The 19536-nt window shown below is 36.2% G+C and carries 22 protein-coding genes; 5 read left to right on the top strand and 17 right to left on the bottom strand.

Annotation, left to right across the window (positions count from 1 at the left end; translation table 11 throughout):
* Positions 1-78: 78 nt before the first annotated feature.
* The 7 genes from NSQ89_RS23400 to NSQ89_RS23370 all read right to left on the bottom strand — a co-directional run bounded on the left by NSQ89_RS23400 (position 79) and on the right by NSQ89_RS23370 (position 5308).
* A complete protein-coding gene (locus NSQ89_RS23400) occupies positions 79-561 on the bottom strand; it encodes a methylated-DNA--[protein]-cysteine S-methyltransferase (RefSeq protein ID WP_341133344.1) in 483 nt (160 codons plus the stop codon).
* Entirely contained in the window at positions 545-1462 is a 918-nt protein-coding gene (locus NSQ89_RS23395; RefSeq protein ID WP_061797156.1) for a DNA-3-methyladenine glycosylase family protein, read from the bottom strand. The genes NSQ89_RS23400 and NSQ89_RS23395 overlap by 17 nt, the downstream gene beginning before the upstream one ends.
* Positions 1449-2021: a bifunctional transcriptional activator/DNA repair enzyme AdaA gene (locus NSQ89_RS23390; protein WP_047941053.1), complete on the bottom strand. Its 573-nt coding sequence runs from the start codon at positions 2019-2021 to the stop codon at positions 1449-1451. The genes NSQ89_RS23395 and NSQ89_RS23390 overlap by 14 nt, the downstream gene beginning before the upstream one ends.
* Positions 2022-2037: 16 nt before the next feature.
* A complete protein-coding gene (locus NSQ89_RS23385) occupies positions 2038-2820 on the bottom strand; it encodes an isocitrate lyase/PEP mutase family protein (RefSeq protein ID WP_341133343.1) in 783 nt (260 codons plus the stop codon).
* Between the two features lie 253 nt (positions 2821-3073).
* A complete protein-coding gene (locus NSQ89_RS23380; RefSeq protein ID WP_061797312.1) occupies positions 3074-3802 on the bottom strand; it encodes an amino acid ABC transporter ATP-binding protein in 729 nt (242 codons plus the stop codon).
* Positions 3803-3828: 26 nt separating this feature from the next.
* Positions 3829-4494 carry an amino acid ABC transporter permease gene (locus NSQ89_RS23375; protein ID WP_047940992.1) on the bottom strand — a complete coding sequence of 222 codons (666 nt, stop codon included), beginning with the start codon at positions 4492-4494 and terminating at the stop codon, positions 3829-3831.
* A 31-nt stretch (positions 4495-4525) separates the two neighbouring features.
* A complete protein-coding gene (locus NSQ89_RS23370; protein ID WP_095258325.1) occupies positions 4526-5308 on the bottom strand; it encodes a transporter substrate-binding domain-containing protein in 783 nt (260 codons plus the stop codon).
* 607 nt (positions 5309-5915) lie between these two features.
* Here NSQ89_RS23370 and NSQ89_RS23365 point away from each other — a divergent pair.
* Complete coding sequence (locus tag NSQ89_RS23365) at positions 5916-6641, top strand: hypothetical protein (RefSeq protein ID WP_341133342.1); 726 nt, start codon at positions 5916-5918, stop codon at positions 6639-6641.
* Positions 6642-7161: 520 nt separating this feature from the next.
* On the opposite strand, the gene pdxR is transcribed toward NSQ89_RS23365, so the two are convergent.
* Positions 7162-8595, bottom strand: coding sequence for a MocR-like pyridoxine biosynthesis transcription factor PdxR (pdxR, locus tag NSQ89_RS23360; protein WP_172866952.1), 1434 nt, complete (start codon positions 8593-8595; stop codon positions 7162-7164).
* Positions 8596-8742: 147 nt separating this feature from the next.
* On the opposite strand from pdxR, the gene NSQ89_RS23355 reads away from it, so the two are divergent.
* Entirely contained in the window at positions 8743-9654 is a 912-nt protein-coding gene (locus tag NSQ89_RS23355) for a DMT family transporter (RefSeq protein ID WP_172866953.1), read from the top strand.
* Between the two features lie 266 nt (positions 9655-9920).
* Here NSQ89_RS23355 and NSQ89_RS23350 read toward each other — a convergent pair whose 3' ends face one another.
* From NSQ89_RS23350 to NSQ89_RS23340, 3 genes are all read right to left on the bottom strand, one after another.
* Positions 9921-10877 carry a TRM11 family SAM-dependent methyltransferase gene (locus tag NSQ89_RS23350; protein ID WP_341133341.1) on the bottom strand — a complete coding sequence of 319 codons (957 nt, stop codon included), beginning with the start codon at positions 10875-10877 and terminating at the stop codon, positions 9921-9923.
* 112 nt (positions 10878-10989) lie between these two features.
* Positions 10990-11469 carry a hypothetical protein gene (locus NSQ89_RS23345; RefSeq protein ID WP_095321906.1) on the bottom strand — a complete coding sequence of 160 codons (480 nt, stop codon included), beginning with the start codon at positions 11467-11469 and terminating at the stop codon, positions 10990-10992.
* Positions 11470-11573: 104 nt separating this feature from the next.
* A complete protein-coding gene (locus NSQ89_RS23340; protein ID WP_341133340.1) occupies positions 11574-12221 on the bottom strand; it encodes an RNA polymerase sigma factor in 648 nt (215 codons plus the stop codon).
* Positions 12222-12314: 93 nt separating this feature from the next.
* Here NSQ89_RS23340 and NSQ89_RS23335 point away from each other — a divergent pair, with 93 nt between their 5' ends.
* Both NSQ89_RS23335 and NSQ89_RS23330 read left to right on the top strand, forming a co-directional pair.
* On the top strand, positions 12315-12743 hold the full coding sequence (locus tag NSQ89_RS23335; RefSeq protein WP_095258331.1) for a VOC family protein: 429 nt from the start codon (positions 12315-12317) through the stop codon (positions 12741-12743).
* Positions 12744-13032: 289 nt separating this feature from the next.
* Complete coding sequence (locus tag NSQ89_RS23330; protein WP_336044908.1) at positions 13033-14544, top strand: nitrate/nitrite transporter; 1512 nt, start codon at positions 13033-13035, stop codon at positions 14542-14544.
* An 80-nt stretch (positions 14545-14624) separates the two neighbouring features.
* On the opposite strand, the gene cyoE is transcribed toward NSQ89_RS23330, so the two are convergent.
* Both cyoE and NSQ89_RS23320 read right to left on the bottom strand, forming a co-directional pair.
* Positions 14625-15533 carry a heme o synthase gene (cyoE, locus tag NSQ89_RS23325; protein WP_341133339.1) on the bottom strand — a complete coding sequence of 303 codons (909 nt, stop codon included), beginning with the start codon at positions 15531-15533 and terminating at the stop codon, positions 14625-14627.
* A 57-nt stretch (positions 15534-15590) separates the two neighbouring features.
* Complete coding sequence (locus NSQ89_RS23320; RefSeq protein WP_047941001.1) at positions 15591-16175, bottom strand: molybdenum cofactor guanylyltransferase; 585 nt, start codon at positions 16173-16175, stop codon at positions 15591-15593.
* A 157-nt stretch (positions 16176-16332) separates the two neighbouring features.
* Here NSQ89_RS23320 and NSQ89_RS23315 point away from each other — a divergent pair, with 157 nt between their 5' ends.
* The gene (locus NSQ89_RS23315; RefSeq protein ID WP_047941055.1) at positions 16333-17013 is read left to right on the top strand and encodes a Crp/Fnr family transcriptional regulator; all 681 of its coding nucleotides are present in this window, start codon (positions 16333-16335) and stop codon (positions 17011-17013) included.
* On the opposite strand, the gene mobB is transcribed toward NSQ89_RS23315, so the two are convergent.
* From mobB to NSQ89_RS23295, 4 genes are read right to left on the bottom strand one after another with little or no spacing between them, the layout of a single operon-like run.
* On the bottom strand, positions 17010-17510 hold the full coding sequence (mobB, locus tag NSQ89_RS23310; protein ID WP_047941002.1) for a molybdopterin-guanine dinucleotide biosynthesis protein B: 501 nt from the start codon (positions 17508-17510) through the stop codon (positions 17010-17012). The genes NSQ89_RS23315 and mobB overlap by 4 nt on opposite strands.
* Before the next feature lie 37 nt (positions 17511-17547).
* On the bottom strand, positions 17548-17778 hold the full coding sequence (gene moaD / locus NSQ89_RS23305; protein WP_047941003.1) for a molybdopterin converting factor subunit 1: 231 nt from the start codon (positions 17776-17778) through the stop codon (positions 17548-17550).
* A gap of 1 nt (position 17779) precedes the next feature.
* On the bottom strand, positions 17780-18250 hold the full coding sequence (locus tag NSQ89_RS23300) for a molybdenum cofactor biosynthesis protein MoaE (RefSeq protein ID WP_047941004.1): 471 nt from the start codon (positions 18248-18250) through the stop codon (positions 17780-17782).
* Positions 18240-19532 (bottom strand): molybdopterin molybdotransferase MoeA, encoded by a 1293-nt coding sequence (locus NSQ89_RS23295; RefSeq protein WP_047941005.1) that lies wholly within the window; start codon positions 19530-19532, stop codon positions 18240-18242. Before NSQ89_RS23295 ends, NSQ89_RS23300 begins: the two co-directional genes overlap by 11 nt.
* Positions 19533-19536 lie beyond the last annotated feature (4 nt).

Below are 19536 nucleotides of genomic sequence, written 5' to 3'. Positions count from 1 at the left end.
ACTCTCTTCTATGATAAAAATACAAAATCCACACCAATCTTTATCATGATTGGTGTGGATTATTATTAAACATTTTAATTACTTTTGATAAGTTCTCTCATGTTGAAGAAGCCATTCTTTCCTCCATAGACCTCCTGCATAGCCAGTTAATGTCCCATTTGAACCGATTACTCTGTGACAAGGAATGACAATGCTTAACTTGTTTTTTCCATTTGCACTTCCTACAGCTCTAATCGCTCTTTCATTCCCGATAGAAATGGCTATATCCTTATAGGACCCCGTTTCAGCATACGGTATTTTTATTAAAGCGTTCCATACCGCGCTTTGAAAATCTGTTCCTTCCAATTGGTATGGGATGGAAAATTCATGACGCTTGCCTTTAAAATATTCGTCGAGCTGGTTATAGCATTCTACTAAAACGAAAGGAGTTTCTGGTTGTAATGAATTCACGCTCTTATCATTTTCTTCAGAAAATAAAATAGAAATAATTGCTTCATGGGTACCAATTATTTCTATCTTTCCAATCGGCGATTCATAATCTAATTTATGTATTTTTGTCATATAATGACCTCCAAAGATAAAAAGTTGCATATGCCTGCCAGCCTTTCCAACCTTCTGCTAATTCTTCTGTTTTTTCTATAGTCGGTTTACTCTTAAGCTCTAGTACATTCTTTAATGCATTATGAAGGCCGACATCTGAAACTGGGAAGGAGGAGGTGTAGTGGAGGCATTTCATCATGACATACTCTGCCGTCCATGCTCCTATCCCTCTTATCAACAGAAGAGATTTTTTTACTTGATGATCATCTTGTTTCATAAGTAATAATTCTTTTGTTAATTTGCCGCTTTGCATATCTTTAGCAATGCCAATGATGTATTCAGCCTTCCTTGTAGTAAATTGAAGTTCCCTTAAATCATCGACATGGATGGACGCAATTTTTTCAAATGAGGGGAATAACCAAAAGGTTTCCTCTTGGAATGTCAGGCTTTCTCCGTATTTTTCAACAAAACGTTTCTTTAAAGTATAAGCAAATGTTAAATTAATTTGCTGACCCATAATTGCCCACACGATCGCCTCAAATAAATCGGGAATGCACATAATTCTTAAACCATGATATTTATGGGTAAGTGTCCTTAACACCTTATCTTTATCTGCGACTTGGTAAAAGCTCTCCAAATCCTGATCCAAATCAAACCATTCCCAAATATACTCCGCTACTTTTTTGTGGATGTCATTGGATTCAGGATTCAATGGAAATTCGACCTTTATGGCATGATTGATTGATCCAACTTTACATAAAATCAACGATTCATTCACTTTTATCAATTTGTATAAAAATCCCTCTTCCATCCGATGAAGCACTTCCTGATTGGATCTGCCTAAAAAAACTAAACACTCTTCAAAATTAAATTCCTTTGGAGGATAAATCTCTATATAAGATTCATAATCAATCCAATTCATGTTGGTATCCCTTGCGATATTCACTAGGAGAACAGTTTTTTATGCTTCTAAATACTTTGTAAAAATTAGAGGAACTCTGGAAACCCACCTCATAACAAATTTCTAGGTTTGTCATAGCAGTGCTTTTGAGAAGGTGGGCCGCTTTATCAATGCGTATTTTTTCTAAATAAGCACGTGGAGTTTCAGCAGTTTCCTTTTTAAACAATCGTTCCAAATAAAAGGGACTCAAACCGACATGGGCTGCTATATCCTTTAATATCAAATTTTGTTTATAATGATTGACTAGGAAGGTAATGATATTTCTGACAAGTTCAATATGAGGAGAATGCTCAACTTCTGGCTGGCACCTTTTGCAAGGACGGTACCCAGCTTTTTCAACTTCATTCCTATCATGGTAAAATTCAACATTTTTCTTTTTAGGCTTCCGTGATCTGCAGGAAGGACGGCAATATATTTTTGTTGTTTTTACTGCGGTAAAAAATATCCCATCATACTTACGATCACAACTGATGATCTTCTCCCACATCTCTTCAAATGAAAGATTGAGATTAGTCGACATATAAACCACTATCCTTTCATCCTAGTGCTTCTTTTTCATACAAAGAGGACGTATCCTTAAGCTCTAATAATTTGCCAGCCTTTTTTTCTAAATAAGCAATTACACTATCAGATAGGGCATTTCCAAAACTAAATCGTCTTACTCCTAATTCTTTAAGCATATTACAATTCGTCAGCCCAGGTAAAGATAATAGATTTAGTGGAGCGCTAACATTCTTTGTAATTTCTTTAATTTCCTTTTCCTCTCTTAACCCAGGAACAAAAATCCCGCTGGCACCACTCTCCACATATGCATGAGCTCGTTCCATTGTTTCCAGCAAGGGATTTTTCCCCTTTAAGTAAGTATCCGTTCTGGCATTGATATAAAAGTCTTTATAACCACTTCTATCTAAGGCTGCCCTCGTTTTTTCCATTAGTTTACAATGCTGCGTTATTTCTCTCAATTCATTTGATTTTTTCAATGAATCCTCTATATTGATACCAGCGACTCCAATCTCAGCTGTCCTTAATACATTATTAATAATCTGATCAGGATCCTCACTGTATCCAGCTTCAATATCAGCGGAAACAGGGATTTTTACATTCTCTGTAATCGTTTGGATTATAGCTAAGTGTCGATCAAAATCAATTAATTCTCCATCTGAATATCCTAAGGAGTTAGCAATTCCCCAACTAGTTGTACCAATTGCTTTAAATCCAGCCTTTTCTAGTGTTAAAGCTGAAAGAAGATCCCAGGCGTTTCCAAGAAATAATAAATCATCTGAAAAGTGTAGTTCCTTGAATTCCTTCATCTTATTCATTTTTATTGTCCTCCAAATCTTTTATTGGACCTATTTTAACAAGTAATCTACCACCATTTCGTCCTCATTCTTGCTTTTATGGTCTGTCTTTGGAAAAGAAAAGTGAAGGAATATTATGCTCTTCTTAGCTCTATTAAAATGAATCATGAGTGGCTGTCTTCTTTAGATTTACAAGCGTATACTACGAAATTTATCCAATTTACAAATACAATAACAAAGAAGTCCTGCCTAAAGTATAGACAGGACTTCTTTGTTATTTAAGCATCGTAGCTTTTAAAAATTCTTGTGTTCTTTCTTCTTTTGGATTGTTAAAAAATTGCTCAGCTGTACCGTGTTCAATAATTTTTCCATCATGCATATACACAATACTATCTGCTACTTCTTTAGCAAATCCCATTTCGTGGGTTACAACCACCATGGTCATTCCTTCTTCTGCTAAGTCTTTCATCGTTGTTAATACCTCTCCCACTAGCTCGGGATCCAGTGCTGATGTCGGCTCATCAAAGAGCATAATATCTGGTTCCATTGCAAGTGCTCTGGCAATGGCTACCCGCTGCTTTTGCCCACCTGATAGTTTACTAGGATAAACATCTGCCTTATCCTCTAAATCTACTTTTTGCAGTAACTGTTTTGCTTTGGAGATAGCTTTATCTTTGTCTACACCCTTTACCATGATAGGTGCTTCAATAATATTTTCCAGTACGGTTTTGTGTGGAAATAAGTTGAAATTTTGAAATACCATTCCTACCTTTTCCCTAATTTTGTTCAAGTTGTCCGTGCTTGGGTTAACCTCATTCCCCTCAATGATAATGCTGCCGTTATCCTTTTTTTCTAAAAAATTCAAACAGCGAAGGAGGGTACTTTTCCCTGAACCACTTGATCCTATTAAACAAACGACATCACTTTCATAAACAGTCAAATCGATATTCTTCAATACATGTAAGTCTCCAAATGATTTATTCAATTGGTTTATTCTGATCATTTCTTTCTTGTCCAATTTCTTCGCCCCTATCTGTCGCTTACTGCTAATTTTAATTCAATTCGGTTTACTACAAATGTCAACAGTGCTACTAGTACTAAATAGTAGACAGCTACAATGAGTAAATAGGTCATTTCGTCAAAATTATTGGATCCTAGTGTTGTTGCTACATTGAACAGCTCATTCATGGAGATGAATGCAGCTAGCGAAGAATCTTTTAAACTAATGATAAATTGATTACCTAAAGGTGGCAGCGCGCGTCTAAATGCCTGTGGAAGAATAATTCTCCTTAATGTCAGTGCCTTTGTCATTCCCAAAGAACGTCCTGCTTCTAACTGACCTTTGTCAACTGCCTGAATTGCTCCACGAAGAATCTCAGAAATATAAGCTCCATTATGGAATGCTAACGCAAGGGAAGCAGCCCAAAAATCAGGAAGAAGGAAAATTCCACTTATTCCGAAATAGAGAATAAATATTTGAACAATCAGCGGTGTCCCGCGAACCAAATAGACATATGCATCGGAAATAAGCTCCAGCACTTTGATTTTAGAAATTTTTAATAAGGCAAAGATAAGCCCAATGACGATTCCGAGTACGATCGAAACAGCTGTCAGCTCTAATGTCAAAAGCATAGCTTTTAGGAATACACCTTTTGTTTCCGCTAGTATGTTAAAAAAATGTGAAAAACTTGGCAAAGTATTACTTCCTTTCTATTCTGGTATAAATTTATTCTGGTTTAGTGGTAATGTCCTCTCCAAAATATTTCATACTAATTCGAGTAAGTGTCCCGTCCTCTCGGAGTTTTTCCAAGGCTTGGTTTATTCGCTTCAATAGTTTTGGATTATCTTGGGGAAGAACTATCGCTTGTTCACTGCGATCAATTAACTGCTGTGCTTTAATCTCAAACCCTTCCTGTGCAGCACTTTTCCCTGTTACAAAATCTGTGATTACTGCATCATGGCGACCGCTGCTTAACGCTTGTAAAGCCGTAATATCACTGTCATATGTTTTTATTTTGTCTGTATACTTGGAGGCAGTATCGGCATATGTAGAACCTTTTGCAACGGCTACTTCCTTTCCTTTTAAATCTTTGACCGTCTTAATTGAACTATCTGGTCTGGTGAAAATTTGCGGGCCCGAGTAGTAGTAAGGGGTACTGAAGGCAACATGTTTGCTCCGCTGCGGATTAATGGTGTGACTGGCAACGGCTGCATCTGCACGTCCTGTTTTCACCCCTTCTACAATCCCTTTGAATTTAATTCGCTTCTGAACTGGTTTAAGCCCCATTTCTTTTGCAAGTGCTTCGCCAACTTCAATATCGAACCCTGACATGGTGAGATCGTTATTTATATAACTAAATGGCTTAAACTCACCAGAAGCAGCAAAAACAAATTGATTTTTATTAATCAGTTCAGATCCATCTGCAAGTTTCTCCTTTTCGGCACAAGCAGATAAAAGGCAGAGCCCGATTAAACTGAAGAACAGTAGTATCTTTTTATTCAACAACATGTTGGCTATCCATCCTTTTTTTCATTTACTTTTTACCATTACTTCTAACTTGATATATTGCTTATGGAAATATATACCCTTTATCCTTCTGATAAAACAAAAAAGTCAGGTAGATTTAATAGTAGGTAGTTCTGTTTTTGTGGAAAAAAACTATAAATACATGTAAATTTGCTAGCTTGCAATATAGCAAATAACACCCCTAACTGCTTCTTAACAATAGATATTGTCATGGTGCAATCGGGGTGTTATTTTGCTTGTTATTTGGTATGTCATTTTTATCTCATTCAGGAAATTTCAATAGTTTTAATTCTGATGCCTGCTACAAGAAATATATTTTTACACTTAAATAAATGAGTTCACATAAAAGACAAGATTCAGAAGAAAATCCATTTTGTTCAATCCCTATTCAAAATGGATTTTTTGTGTTTGCAGTTAAATAGGAATTGATGTGATATTTCTGAGAAAGATGTCCATGCCTACTACCAATATTCCAATGTTTTACTATATTAGATTTAGCAGATAACTGGCTCAAAATCTCTGAGTATGGTTTTGTTATGTAGATTTAGGTTATTTACTGTACATAACCTAAAAATTTGGTGGGATTAAAATGACGATTAGTCTAAGTCTTGTTTTTGTAATTGGATTTATTTTTATTCATTTCTTTTCTAAAACAATGAAGTTTATCAAAGATTCACCTAGAAGTAGATTTCTCTCAATCGCTGGTGGTATAGCAGTTTCTTATGTATTTATCCATCTAATGCCCGAGTTAAGCAAACATCAAAGAGTATTAGAGCAATTAGGAGATAAAGGAATTTTTCACCTATTTGAGAATCACGCCTATCTGATAGCTCTGCTGGGATTAACTATTTTCTATGGACTAGAAAAGATGGTTAAAAAATCAAAAAAAGAAAGTGGGATGAAAAAATCGAAAACCGGTGTATTTTGGATTCATATAACATCTTTTTTTGTATATAACGCGCTAATTGGTTATCTTTTGATTAGAGAAACATATAGAAGCAATTGGGGAATGTTATTCTACTTCTTAGCAATGGCGGTTCATTTTGTTACCAATGATCACAGTTTAAGAAAAGATCACAAAGAAATATATGACCATTTTGGTAGATGGTTACTAACATTAGCAATATTATTTGGATGGATGGTTGGCTTATTTACTGAATTAAAAGAAATTTATATTTCCATGCTCACAGCATTCTTGGCAGGGGGGATAATTTTAAATGTACTGAAGGAAGAGTTACCAGAAGAAAGAGAGAGCAGTTTCGTTGCTTTTTTCCTTGGTTTGGTGAGCTATTCTGTCTTGTTATTGCTTGTTTAGCTAGAAAGTTTTGAAGTATTTAAATAGCCAAAGCATAAGTAAGAAACAAGAAAGCTTGTAAATAATACTACTTAAACAAAAAGATCCGTCTGTTAAATAAAGGGATACATTTTTACTAATAGAAAAAAATAGGAATATCTATAAAACGACATTCCTAAATTATTACTGATAAACTTATTTCTATTAACGCTTAGAAATTGTAATGAGAAATAATATTACCTAAACCTAATATGCTTGTATATATTTCCATATGTGATTTGAGAATCCAAATAGAACCAGTAAAGAATGGTTCACTAATTAATGATAGTTCGGCCAAGACAATATGTTTTATATTATAAGGAACCATCACCATTTTTTCTTTACTGCAAATTTCCCTTCTAGAAACAAGATATACACTCATTGTTAGAGCAGTAAGTACATATTTCTTAATTGTTTATTTGCCTATAAGCGGAATAGATAACCAAGGTAAAGTAACTATTAGAATGAGAAGCCATTTTTTTCACAGCATAATATTTACAATCTAACTATCTACAAGTTCTCTTATAATCTTGCTTAACTGGTAAATTCCCTTTTTCAAGTCAGCGATGGAGGCATAGCTATAAGAAAGGCGAAGATAACGGTTAGAATCTTGACCATATATACTTCCAGGGTTCAGTAATATGCCTCTCTCTAAGGCTTTTACATAAAGTTCTTTCATGGAAATTTTTGAAGTTATTTTTAACCAAATAAAGAATCCACCCTTTGGTGTATACCAAGAAGCTATATCGCTTAAATAATATTCTAATGTTTCTAACATAACTGTCCGTCTTTTTTTTAACTCTTCTCGTACCAAGCCAAGGTGTTGTTCATATAACCCACTTTTAAACCATTCAGCTGCTACTCTTTGAGATATGGAGCTGGAACCATAATCTGTCTGCATTTTTATATCGGATAATCGTTCAATGACTGGTTCTGGTCCAACAATCCATCCAATCCTTAAACCAGGGCTTAACGATTTAGATAGACTGCCTAAATACAATACATGACCATGTTTATCATTTGCCTTAATAGGAGAAGGTGGAATTTCATCAAGCCATAATTCTCGATAAATATCGTCTTCAATCATAGGAAGTTGTTCCTTTTTACAAATGCTAAGGAGCTCTTGGCGTCGTTTGTCAGGCATTAAGATACCTGTAGGGTTATGAAAACAAGGAATGGAATACAAAATGGCTCTGTTGCGTTGTTTATTTGTGATGGAAATAGAGTTAGGTATAAGTCCATCTTCATCAATTGGTAGTCCTGTAAGCTTCATCCCAGCAGATTGAAAAACACGAAGGGAATAAAGATAGGAAGGTTGTTCCAGTAAAACACTTGAACCTCTATGGAGTAGCCCCACTGAAATTAATTGCAGAGCCTGTAATGCACCAGACACAATTAAAATGGAAGAAGGGGAAGCCTGAATACCGATAGTTTTAAGATAAGCACTCACAGCTTCTCTTAAAGGAAGAAACCCTTTTGGTTCTTCATACCCAAAAGCCTCTAATTGGTCAGATACTCTTCTTAACACTGATTTCATTGTTTCTAAGGGAAATAAATCTTTAGATAACTCCCCTTTGCTAAGTTGTATAAGATCAGCATTAGATTCGGCCAAATTTATTTCCTGTACAGTTGATTGACTTGGTCTAAGTAATCCAGATTTTACATGTTCATCCCAATCAGGCGGTGGATTTGTAGCCAATAAAGTCCATGTGTTATTCGCTACGTATGTGCCTAATCCAATTTTAGCCTCAATTAATCCATCAGCCATTAACTCTTCCAAAGCAGTAATAATTGTACTTCTATTAACCTCGAATCTTTTTGCTAATACTCTTTGGCTAGGTATTTTACTTCCGATCGGCCACTCTCCATTAGATATTTTCTCTTTAATAAAATCGATTATTTGTTGATATTTTGGAGTTTTAATTTTCAATACCAATTCCGTTTACCTCCATATAAAATTCCCTTATCACTTAAGTGGTTGGTTTTTTTCTTTTTTAACTGGTTGCAGACATTTTAACAAATCTTAAATACTATGGGAAAGAAAAATAGAATTGGTTGGAAATTTTATCGAGGATGTGAACATATGCCGTATAAATTGAATATTAGGATAGTAGTGGCAAATTGTCTTATAATTTTTCTTTGGGGATCAGCTTTTACAGGGATTCGGGTCGGATTACAATCTTATACACCTGAACACCTTGCCCTATTTAGAATGTTAGTGGGTTCCATATTACTCATAGGAATTGCTATTATTTTTAAAATGAAATTGCCTGAATTTAAAGATATTCCCATTATATTATTGTTTGGATTTTTAGGCTTTACTGTATACCATTTGGCATTAAATATAGGAGAAAAGACAGTTAGTTCAGGAATTGCCAGTTTACTGGTCTCAACTACACCGATTATTTGCGCTTTTTTAGCTGGTTGGTTTCTCCAGGAAAAATTCGGAATATCAAAATGGATTGGATCTATTATTAGCTTTTTTGGAGTAGCTTTGATTTCCTTAGGAACATGGGGTTTTGGAACTGGCAGTGGAATTTTATTTATTCTTATTGCATCAATATCAGAAAGTTTTTATTTTGTTTTTCAAACGTATTATATTAAGAAGTATGGTTTTTTCGCCTTTACTGTTTATACCATTATTGCTGGGACTATTTGTATGCTTTTTCTTCTCCCAGGTTTAGTAGGAGAAATTACAAATTCTTCATTAGCGTCCACTTTAAGCGTCATATATTTAGGGATTTTCCCTACCATTATTCCGTATATAATATTAGCTTACTTAACTTTACGTGTTGGGTCCTCTGTAGCAACTAGTTCGCTTTATTTAACTCCAGCACTTTCATTCGTGATTGGGTGGTTTTGGCTTGGTGAAAAACCAACACAGGTATCTCTATTAGGGGGACTACTAATATTAGCAGGGGTATCGTTTATTCATCTTAATTTAGAAAAATTACAAATTAGATTTAATTTGAGAAGAAAGGGATTTCAAAAATAAGTAAAGGAAGTTAAGTGAATTTGTATAATAAAAATAATCTGATGTTGATATATCTCTTTAGAAATAGGAAGATTTCCATAATAATTGAATTAAAAAGGAATTAGCCTGTTAAGAAATATACTTAAAGTAATGGGGGCTTCGTTGAAGAAGACAACTTTGCAAACAAAACGATTGGTAATAAATCCAATCGTTTTGTTTGTTATCATATATTAGTTCATCTGGTATTTAAACTACAAGTTAATCCTCATCTATTCCATCCCTATGCCTTAGCGGCAAACGATTATTTGCCGTATAAACTTTCCCTTTGGGACTTCACACCGATCTACTATTTCAAAACCTGCTTCACCCAGTATTCCATCTATATCTTCAGTCGTTACGATAACCATTTTTTTAGCAAAGCGACGGGCGCTTTGCAGCATTGCAAATTTTTCCTCATCGGAAACAACGGAGCAAAGATTATATGGCATGTCGATAATTGCCACATCATACATTTCTGTTATGTCTCTGATATCCCTTAAAAATACAGGACCAGAAAGTCCAAAATGGTCGAGATTGTTCCGAATTCCCTTCAGGACTAAAGGATTATAATCACTGCCTGTTATATTAACTCCCATCGATAAAGCCTCTACCAATACTGTCCCGATGCCACAGCATGGATCAATCACCTTCACTCCTCTTAATTCTGGAACTGCAATATTCACTAGCGCTCTAGCCACTCGGGTAGTTAGCGCAGTTGAGTAGTTATGAGGCTTTTGTTGGTGAATAAGCCACATACCCTGATTTTCCGAATAGTATCCGAAATACCATTTTCCTTTTAACTTGGTAATAGCGAATACTATCTCTGGATCATGAAGACTCGCTGCACCTGGAATCAAGCATCCAATTTGTCTAGCAATCCCTTTCCTTTCATCAAAATCCATTTTATCAAGGGGATCTATGTCCCGATAATTGATGCCGATTACCTTATAAGTACTAGGCAAAGAAGGCATTGCCTCTACCCTTTGTTTTAGCTCTTCTAACGTATCACCTGTAAATAGAACCGCTATTTTCTCTTTTATAAAAGGACTCCTGCTTGGGTCTCTATCTATTCTGCTCTCTAATACAAAGGCATGTAAGTCAGCATGAAATAGAGAACGAACTTCTAATTTACATAAATGTTCTTCTTCCTCCGCATAATTAAAGGTATATAAGAAGGTATTGGGGATCAACCTATTTTGACTCAAGTCCTTTCTCCTCCTTTTTGGATAAGCCCTTGAGCTGTTCCATTCTTTCATGAAAATAGTAAAACGCCATACTCTTACATATGGAGTATGGCTGCATTGTTTTCCTACATATTTAAATGGAAGATTTATTAAAGCCTTCTTCCCTTAAGTATTCACAAGCTTCCTCGTAACTGGAAAAACTATTTTCTAGATTGACTCCTGCATATATATTCCAAAACCCTTCTTCTTGAAAAAGAAGGAGTGTATTATTTTCCGTATCAATCCATGTTTCTTCTTCCACTGTTTCTTCCTCGACCATCTCTTCTTCTTGTATATTCGGTCTTAATGATTGAATGGATTTTTCAATAATTTCTTTTAGTTCTTCTTTTGAAAAATCTCTAATATTGACCATCCCTTTTTCGTCTGTCTCATACTCATTCAGCTTATTCGCATATACAAATCCGTTTCCATTGGGATGTAAGTGATACACGACGTTCTTTTTGTCACTTCCACTTTCCGCATAATGAAAATTAACGCGTTTTAATGAAACATTCTTTCGTTCTAATTGAGGGAACGACTCGATAATGTTTAGTTTTTCTTCAAATGATAGCATATTTGCCTCCAGAATTTTTATTATATTATTATAATTAGTCTCCGTTCTAATTGTGGGTAAAACTAATATACCACGTTTTATTAGTATGAATATAGTTCAACTTATTAGGATGTAATTTCTAAAATATTTCCATCTGGGTCTATAACATAGAATAGAGAATGGATAGAACCTCTTCTTACCTTAAAATTTTGTGACTCTAATAGTCGATAAAGATAAAATATTTGCATCGGTTTCGCTTCCCGTATTGCTTTAGTGAGTGCAATAATCATTTCTTGATTAGAAAAAGGGATTTCCATATCTTTATTATTATTTTGTAATTTTAGTTTCTTTCTCGCCCGATGAAGTGCTGTTTTAATCGCCTCATTACTTATTCTTAACATGGATGCCATTTCTTTTGAAGTGTAGCCAAATACATCCTTCAATATAACCAGCATAGCCTGTTTTAAAGGTAAGGTAGTAAGTAAAATTTCTATTAAACCATCGTAATCTATAAAATCGCAGGCCTCTCCGAAAAGATCCTCATTAAATAAAATACTCTCTTTATATTTCCTTGTCTCATCGATAAACTGATTTTTTGCCACCGTACATAAGTAAGAAAATGTAAACTCCCTTTTCGGCTCTGCTTTTTTTATTTTATAAACCTTTAGGATTGTTTCTTGTACTAGATCCTCGGCTGTCCAAGGTGACCCTGACAACCTTAAGCAATATTTATAAAGTTTTTTAATCACAACCTCTATATCTTCAAAAACCATGTTTCCCCCTCTTTATATAAATTTATATATAAGTGTAACTTTTCCACTATTATATTCGTTATAAGGAAGAATTTCATTTCAAGGAGGAAAATTATGTTTAAAGTAGGTAGTATATTTATTCCCGTTACAGATATGAAGAAATCTACCGATTGGTATGTAAAGTTTCTTGGTGTGAAGATAATCGATAGTTGGGAGGATGGTGCCGGCTTTTATTTACCAGCTGGGACAACACAATTAGCCTTAGTAAAAGTAGAATCCCCCCAGCCTACTGAATTTATTATTAAAGGGGAGCAGAAGAACTCCTATTTTAATTTTGTCGTTGATGATATTGAAGCTGCTCATCAACAATTTAGAAACAATGGCATCGTTACTACAGAAATCGATGATTTTGGCGGAATGAAATTCTTTGATTTCTTTGACTTGGATGGTAACCCATTTAGTGTCGTTAATGAAGTGAGTAATTCTCCCTTCCACTCAGATAATGTAAGGAAAATGCAAGAAAGAGATAAAACAAATAAATAACTATTTATAAAAAAAGAATTATCCATTCTACTTCAATGGTAATTCTTTTTTCTTTTACAGCAGGATATGTTCAAGTCGTTATTATCCCCATTTAAAAATATTTGGACAAAGTTTATCTGATGCCGCCTTCATTACAGCCAGAGATTGAAATGCTCCCATTAAAAGGAAATATAATAAAAAAAACAAAATTTTGCTGCCTATATGTGAAGTAAATCACACGTAGACAGCAAAATTTTTTTTATTGTTGTATAGAGGACAAATATGAAATCATAAGAAAGGATATCGGCATATGAAAAAACAAACGATTCAACTAAATCTGCAAACGTTTAATCTTGTCATTGGATTCATGGTGTGGGTGATCTTATCCTCCCTAATGCCTAGTATTCGAGAAGATATTTCATTAACAGCATCACAAGTGTCATTAGTGACGGCGCTTCCTGTTATTTTAGGTTCTATCCTGCGGATTCCCATAGGCTTTTATACAAACCGCTATGGAGCAAGACTATTATTTAGTATTAGTTTTTTTATTCTTCTATTTCCCGTCTACTTTATTAGTATAGCTAATTCATTCTCAGATTTAGTAATTGGTGGATTATTTCTTGGAGTCGGCGGAGCTGTCTTTTCCATTGGTGTTACCTCTTTACCAAAATATTATCCAAAAGAAAAACATGGTTTTATTAACGGAATTTATGGGGTAGGTAACATTGGAACAGCTGTTACTTCCTTCGGATCCCCTGTTATGGCAGCAATGCTCGGTTGGAACAAAGCGGTTCAGATGTATCTTATCTTATTACTATTGTTTATAGCATTAACTATTTTTTTAGGAGATAAGCAGGAAAGCAAAGAGCATGTCGCTTTATCTAAGCAATTTAGAGCTGTATACAAAAATGCGACATTATGGGCTTTAAGTCTTTTCTATTTTATTACCTTTGGAGCTTTCGTGGCATTTACCGTTTATTTACCTAATTTCTTATCCACTCATTTTGAACTGAGTACGGTTGATGCAGGAATGAGAACGGCAGGTTTTATAGCGCTTGCGACTTTCCTAAGACCAGTTGGTGGCTGGCTTGCTGATAAATTTAACCCGTATATTATTTTAATGATAACATTTATCGGCATCACTGCTTCAGGTATCATTTTATCTTTTTCCCCAACCTTGGCTTTATACACGATTGGAACCTTATCTGTCGCTGTAACAGCAGGTATCGGGAATGGAACGATCTTTAAATTAGTTCCATTGCACTTTCCGAAGCAAGCTGGGATTGTGAATGGAATAGTTTCTGCCATTGGTGGTTTAGGCGGTTTCTTCCCACCTCTTATTTTGACTGCGGTTGAACAAATGACAGGGCAATATTCGATCGGATTTATGGCATTGTCCCAATTTGCATTGGTCAGCTTCGTTATTGTAGTTTGGATGTATTATCAAGATGAGAAAAACATCGAGAAGCAGATCATAGAAAACACAGCTGAAGCGATTATGTTAACGGATAAAAAACGTGTCATTCAACGGGTAAATTCTGCATTTTCACGGATTACTGGGTATACAACAGAGGAAGCCTTAGGAAATACTCCTGTGCTCCTCCAGTCGGGCAAACACGACAAGTCCTTTTACCAAGAAATGTGGAAATCGATTGATCAGCATGACTTCTGGGAGGGTGAAATATGGAATAAAAGAAAAGATGGCTCCTTTTATTTACAATGGTTGACCATTAGTGCCATCAAAAATAATGTCGGGGAAGTCCGGTATTATGTCGGGATATTTAACGATTTAAGCGCAGCAAAAAGGAAGAGAAACGCTTAAGTCCATATAAGTATAAAGGCGAAGGACCATGATTTACTATCATCCTTCGCCTTCTTATTTTTTCTCTGCTTAACTTTGAATCAAAGAGTGAGGATAGTCATGTAAATAAATATGATCATTAAGTAATTCACAGAGTATAAAAAATTCCAATGCGCCCATTTCCATTGATCTTTTACAAAGAATCCTGATAAAGCTAAAATAAGCCAGCCCATTGTGAAAACAATTGTCACAATCACAAACACTTTTCCAAATGAAGCAAGGAGAAAGGGAATTGGTAACAGACATGCAATATAAAATAACATGTGATATTTTGTTTTGGTTATTCCCGATACAACTGGCAGCATTGCTACCTTCGCGTCCGCATACTCTTGATACTTTTTAATAGCGATGGCATAGGTGTGAGGCATTTGCCAAATAAACAAAAGCAAAAATAAGGCAAGTGGGATTTTATGAAAAATAGACCCCACTGCCGCCCATCCCATCAATGGGGTCACAGCCCCTGATAAACTGCCTATCAATGTATTAAAAGCATAGCGGCGTTTAGACCACATCGTATATAAAAAGACATACGTAAACCAACCGATGAACGCAAATAACGTAGTTTTCATATTCACCATCAATAAAAAAATAAAGCCAGCTATCGTGAAGCCTATTCCTAAAATAAGCACCGTCTGCAGTGGCACATTACCTGTTACGGTTGGGCGCTTTTGCGTACGCTCCATGATGGAATCAATATCCACATCATACCAATTATTCAATACCAATGCCCCGCCCATTACTAAAGTCGAACCAAGTAAAACAAAAATAAATTCCATCCAGTAATCTAAAAATCCTTCTCTAAGAATACTCAGTGCTAATAAAAAGGAAGTCAGTACTGGCAAAACATTAGCTAATAATACCTTACATTTAATTAACAATAATAAATCGTGAACTGTCCATTTATAAAGAGGCTTCTGTAATTGCTGCTTCTTATCCTTATTTATGTTCATTTCCTTATATTCCTTGTCTCTAATTTATAGCACCAATCCATGCATTTATACTCATGGCTACTTCTTTATTAGATAATCATAATCCCCTTGATAATTCAAATTATAAAAGGGCTCTTCATCTTCCACCTCAACTGTTTTTACCTTTAGCTTTTGAAGGAGCTGATAAACAGCATAGTCCCCAGCTTGCAGCATTTCCTCAATGAGAGGAGCAACGGTCGCATGATATACACCGATTAAGGGTTGCAACCTTCCTTTACAAGATGGAATAATTGCCTGATATCCAGGCTGGATTTCCTTTACGATCAAATGAATCGTAGCTTCTGTCATAAATGGGACATCGGTAGGGATGACCAAATACCATGTACTTCGATTTTCCTGCATAACGGAATACATCCCGGCAAGCGGGCCTTTTTCTTTTACAGAAGGCAAATCTATCATGATAGAAACATCTGCCTCTGCACTTTTTATCTGATCTACATAATGCGGCTGGGTTACCATGTATACATGTTTAACAAAAGGGGTAATAGCATCCAGACTATGATGATAAAAAGCTTTTCCATTATGCTCGGCAAACATCTTCAGCGAACCAAAGCGGCTTGATTTTCCTCCTGCCAACAAAATACCAACGATAGGTTGCTGCATGTCATCACTCCATACTTAGACGCTTATTGTTTAAAAATTGTCATTAAGTTTTAGTTTTTCAACGAGCTACTTGCATTTTTTTCATGCTATCATGGAAATGAAACCATGATAAGGGGGTCTCCACGTGAAAATTCCAATACAAGCATCAAGGAAAAGAATGATTTCTCCAGAACTGCGGCATTTGCTTGTGTCTATTGGTACAAAGAAAAAAATATATAAAGACCATTATCTATTCCGCGAAGGAGAAGAAGCAAAAGAAATTTATTTACTTGAATCCGGTTTAGTTCAAATTAGCAAGCTTACTGCAGAAGGAAACGAACTATTGCTGCGGCTTTGTAAACAAGATGATATCGTCGGTGAGCTAACGCTGTTTGCTGATAATCCAAAGTTTTTATTAAGCTGTAAAACGCTCCAAACCGGTGAGGTCTATGTGATAAAAAGAAGCAAATTAGAAAAAGAATTAATGGCGAACAGCGCCCTCACCTTTGAATTCATGCGTTGGGTAAGTGACCACATGAGAAAATTCCAATCAAAGCTGCGTGATTTACTATTAAATGGAAAAAAAGGCGCTGTCTACTCTACCTTAATTCGCTTATCCAATAGTTACGGTGTCCCTGTGGATGATGGCATCCTTATCGACATGACCTTAACAAATCAAGAGCTAGGAAGGTTCTGTGCAACTACAAGGGAAAGTGTGAACCGCATGCTCGGTGACCTTCGGAAAAACAGTGTTATTTCTTTGAATACACAAGGAAAAATAATCCTTCACGACATTGAGTATTTACGTCAGGCGATTGGCTGTGAAAACTGCCCGCTGGAAATGTGTAATATTGATTAATGAAGCAGATTTTGCTTGTATTGTTCCAGAAGCCAATAGGCCAATTTTTCTAATTGAACAGGCTTAAATATCGGAACAGATATATCTTCTAAAGGGATACTAGAAACTACCGCTTTCAGGTTAGATACTTTATTTAATAGATGGGTATCCTCTTGCTCCCCAATTAGCACAATTTTCGGCTTCGGTTCATGCTTGTATCCTTCTATAAATAGAATATCTACGTTTAATAGCGTGTATAATTGTATAATTACATCTAGATTCCATTCCTTATTTGTCGCAATTTGCAACAGGTTTTCTCCTTGCACACCAGCAAAATCTGCTCCTGCTTGAAGATGTTTCGCATTATCTGTCTTCTCCCACCCTAAAGGAGGGCCTCCATGGCCATGGTGCTTGATTGCTGCCACTTGGTAATGATATTTTGAAAAAAACGCTACTAAATGCTCTACTAAAGTGGTTTTCCCGCGATTTTTATAACCGATAATTTGTACACATTGCATGGGCTATCATCCTTTAATATCAATTGAACTAACTGCTTCACCCGCCGCTGACTGGCGGAATGAGTGCCACCACATCATTTTTTTGGATCATAGCTTGGCTCCTTGCGAATTCTTCATTTACGGCAATCATGACCTGGTCTAAAGAATCAATCCCGTAGCTTTGTTGAAAGGCTTCTTTGAATGTCTGAACGGTCTGTGCTTCCCAATCCAGCTCTAATTCTGATGTGCCAATCTGCTCTTGTAAATGTGCAAACACCAATATTTTCATTTTAAATGCCTCCCTCGTTTGTTGGCCATGGATCATGATAGGGGATTTGCTCGAGCTGATCTCCAATCCATGTTTCGCCGTTTTCCCAATGCTCTTTTTTCCATATTGGTACTATTTGCTTAATTCGTTCAATCGCATACTGATTTGCATGGTATGCAGCTTCACGATGCGGGGAAGAAACCGCTATTACGACGGCAATATCCGTAATTTCCAATCTACCAATTCGATGGGTGATTGCAATTTCGGTATTCGGCCATTTTTCCGTTATCTCATGTCCAATTTGTTCCATCATTTTTATCGCCATTGGAATATATGCTTCGTATTGTAAATAGATGGTACGCTTTCCTTTCGTCCATTCCCTTACCGTTCCAATAAATGTTGTAATGGCACCTGCCTCAGGACGCGTTACTTTGTCAATAAGTTCATCGATTGCAATAGGCTGATCCACGATTTTGTAACGCTTAGTGTCCATGCTGTCTCTCCTTTAATTGATAATTGTTTAAGAACACTGCATCCCCTTCTGCATATTCGAGCAATAAGGCAACCACACTGCTTCCTTGTTCATATCCCCTTGTGCCTCCTGGTAATACAATCAATACATCTGCTTCTCCTAATGAGGAAACGACATTTGATTTATCTAGCCCGATCGGCGTGACAACAGGTTGTGCTTCGGTAAAATAAAGCTTGCCGCGCACAAATCGATCAAAGGGATTTGGCTTTGCAAAATCCGAGCCAAGCCTAGCTTGGATTGCTTTATTATAGGCTAGTGGATTTCCTAAAAAGAACTGGAGCACCGGTCTTACAAAAAGCTCAAAGCCGACATAGCACGCAGATGGATTACCAGATAACCCGAATAACAGTTTGCCAGCTAATTCGGCAACAGTTGTTACACTGCCCGGTCGCATCCCTACCTTATTAAATAATACATTTGCTCCCATTCTCCGATAAATCTCTGGCAAGTAATCATAATCCCCTACTGACACACCACCTGTTGTTATTAAAAAGTCCACCTGTTCAATCGCTGTATTTACTTGGTTATAACATACTTCTAAATCATCGATAAATTGACCGAAATAGATTGCCTTTGCGCCAGCTCGTTCTAATTGAGCCATAATCATATATGAGTTACTATTTCTAATTTTCCCTGGTACAAGTGGTTCATCTACTTCTAGTAATTCACTGCCTGTCGCAATCACTCCTACAGTCGGCTTTTTCGCTACAGGGACTTGCTTATAGCCAAATGTGGCAAGTAATGCGACATTTCCTGGGTTAATTCGAGTTCCTTTTCTAACAATGACAGCATTCTTTGTTGTATCTTCGCCTTGAAAGGAAATGTTATCATTCGGCTTCACTTTACGTTTTATGCAAATCTTGTGCTCGGATACTTCCTCTACTAGTTCTAGCATGATAATAGCATCACATCCAACAGGAATCGGACCTCCTGTCATAATCCGGACCGCTTGATTTTCCCCAACGGTACTTGCAAAAACTTCCCCGGCGCCAATATGGCCGATAACAGATAGTGCGATAGGATTTTCTGTTGATGCTCTGCAAGTGTCACTGGAGCGAATAGCATATCCATCATATGGCGAACGATCAAATGGGGGCACATCATGATCGGCCAGAACATCTTCTGCCAAAACTCGATCCATACTTTGTTCCAATGCTATATGTTCTATGCCGCCTGCTGCCCCATATTGCATGACTCGTTCAATTGCTTCTGTAACTTTTATTGGTTCTCGCCGTTCCATCATTATC

The sequence above is a fragment of the Niallia sp. FSL R7-0648 genome (assembly GCF_038007005.1).
GTDB lineage: Bacteria > Bacillota > Bacilli > Bacillales > Cytobacillaceae > Niallia > Niallia circulans.
This window is presented reverse-complemented; position numbering and strand designations above follow the sequence as displayed.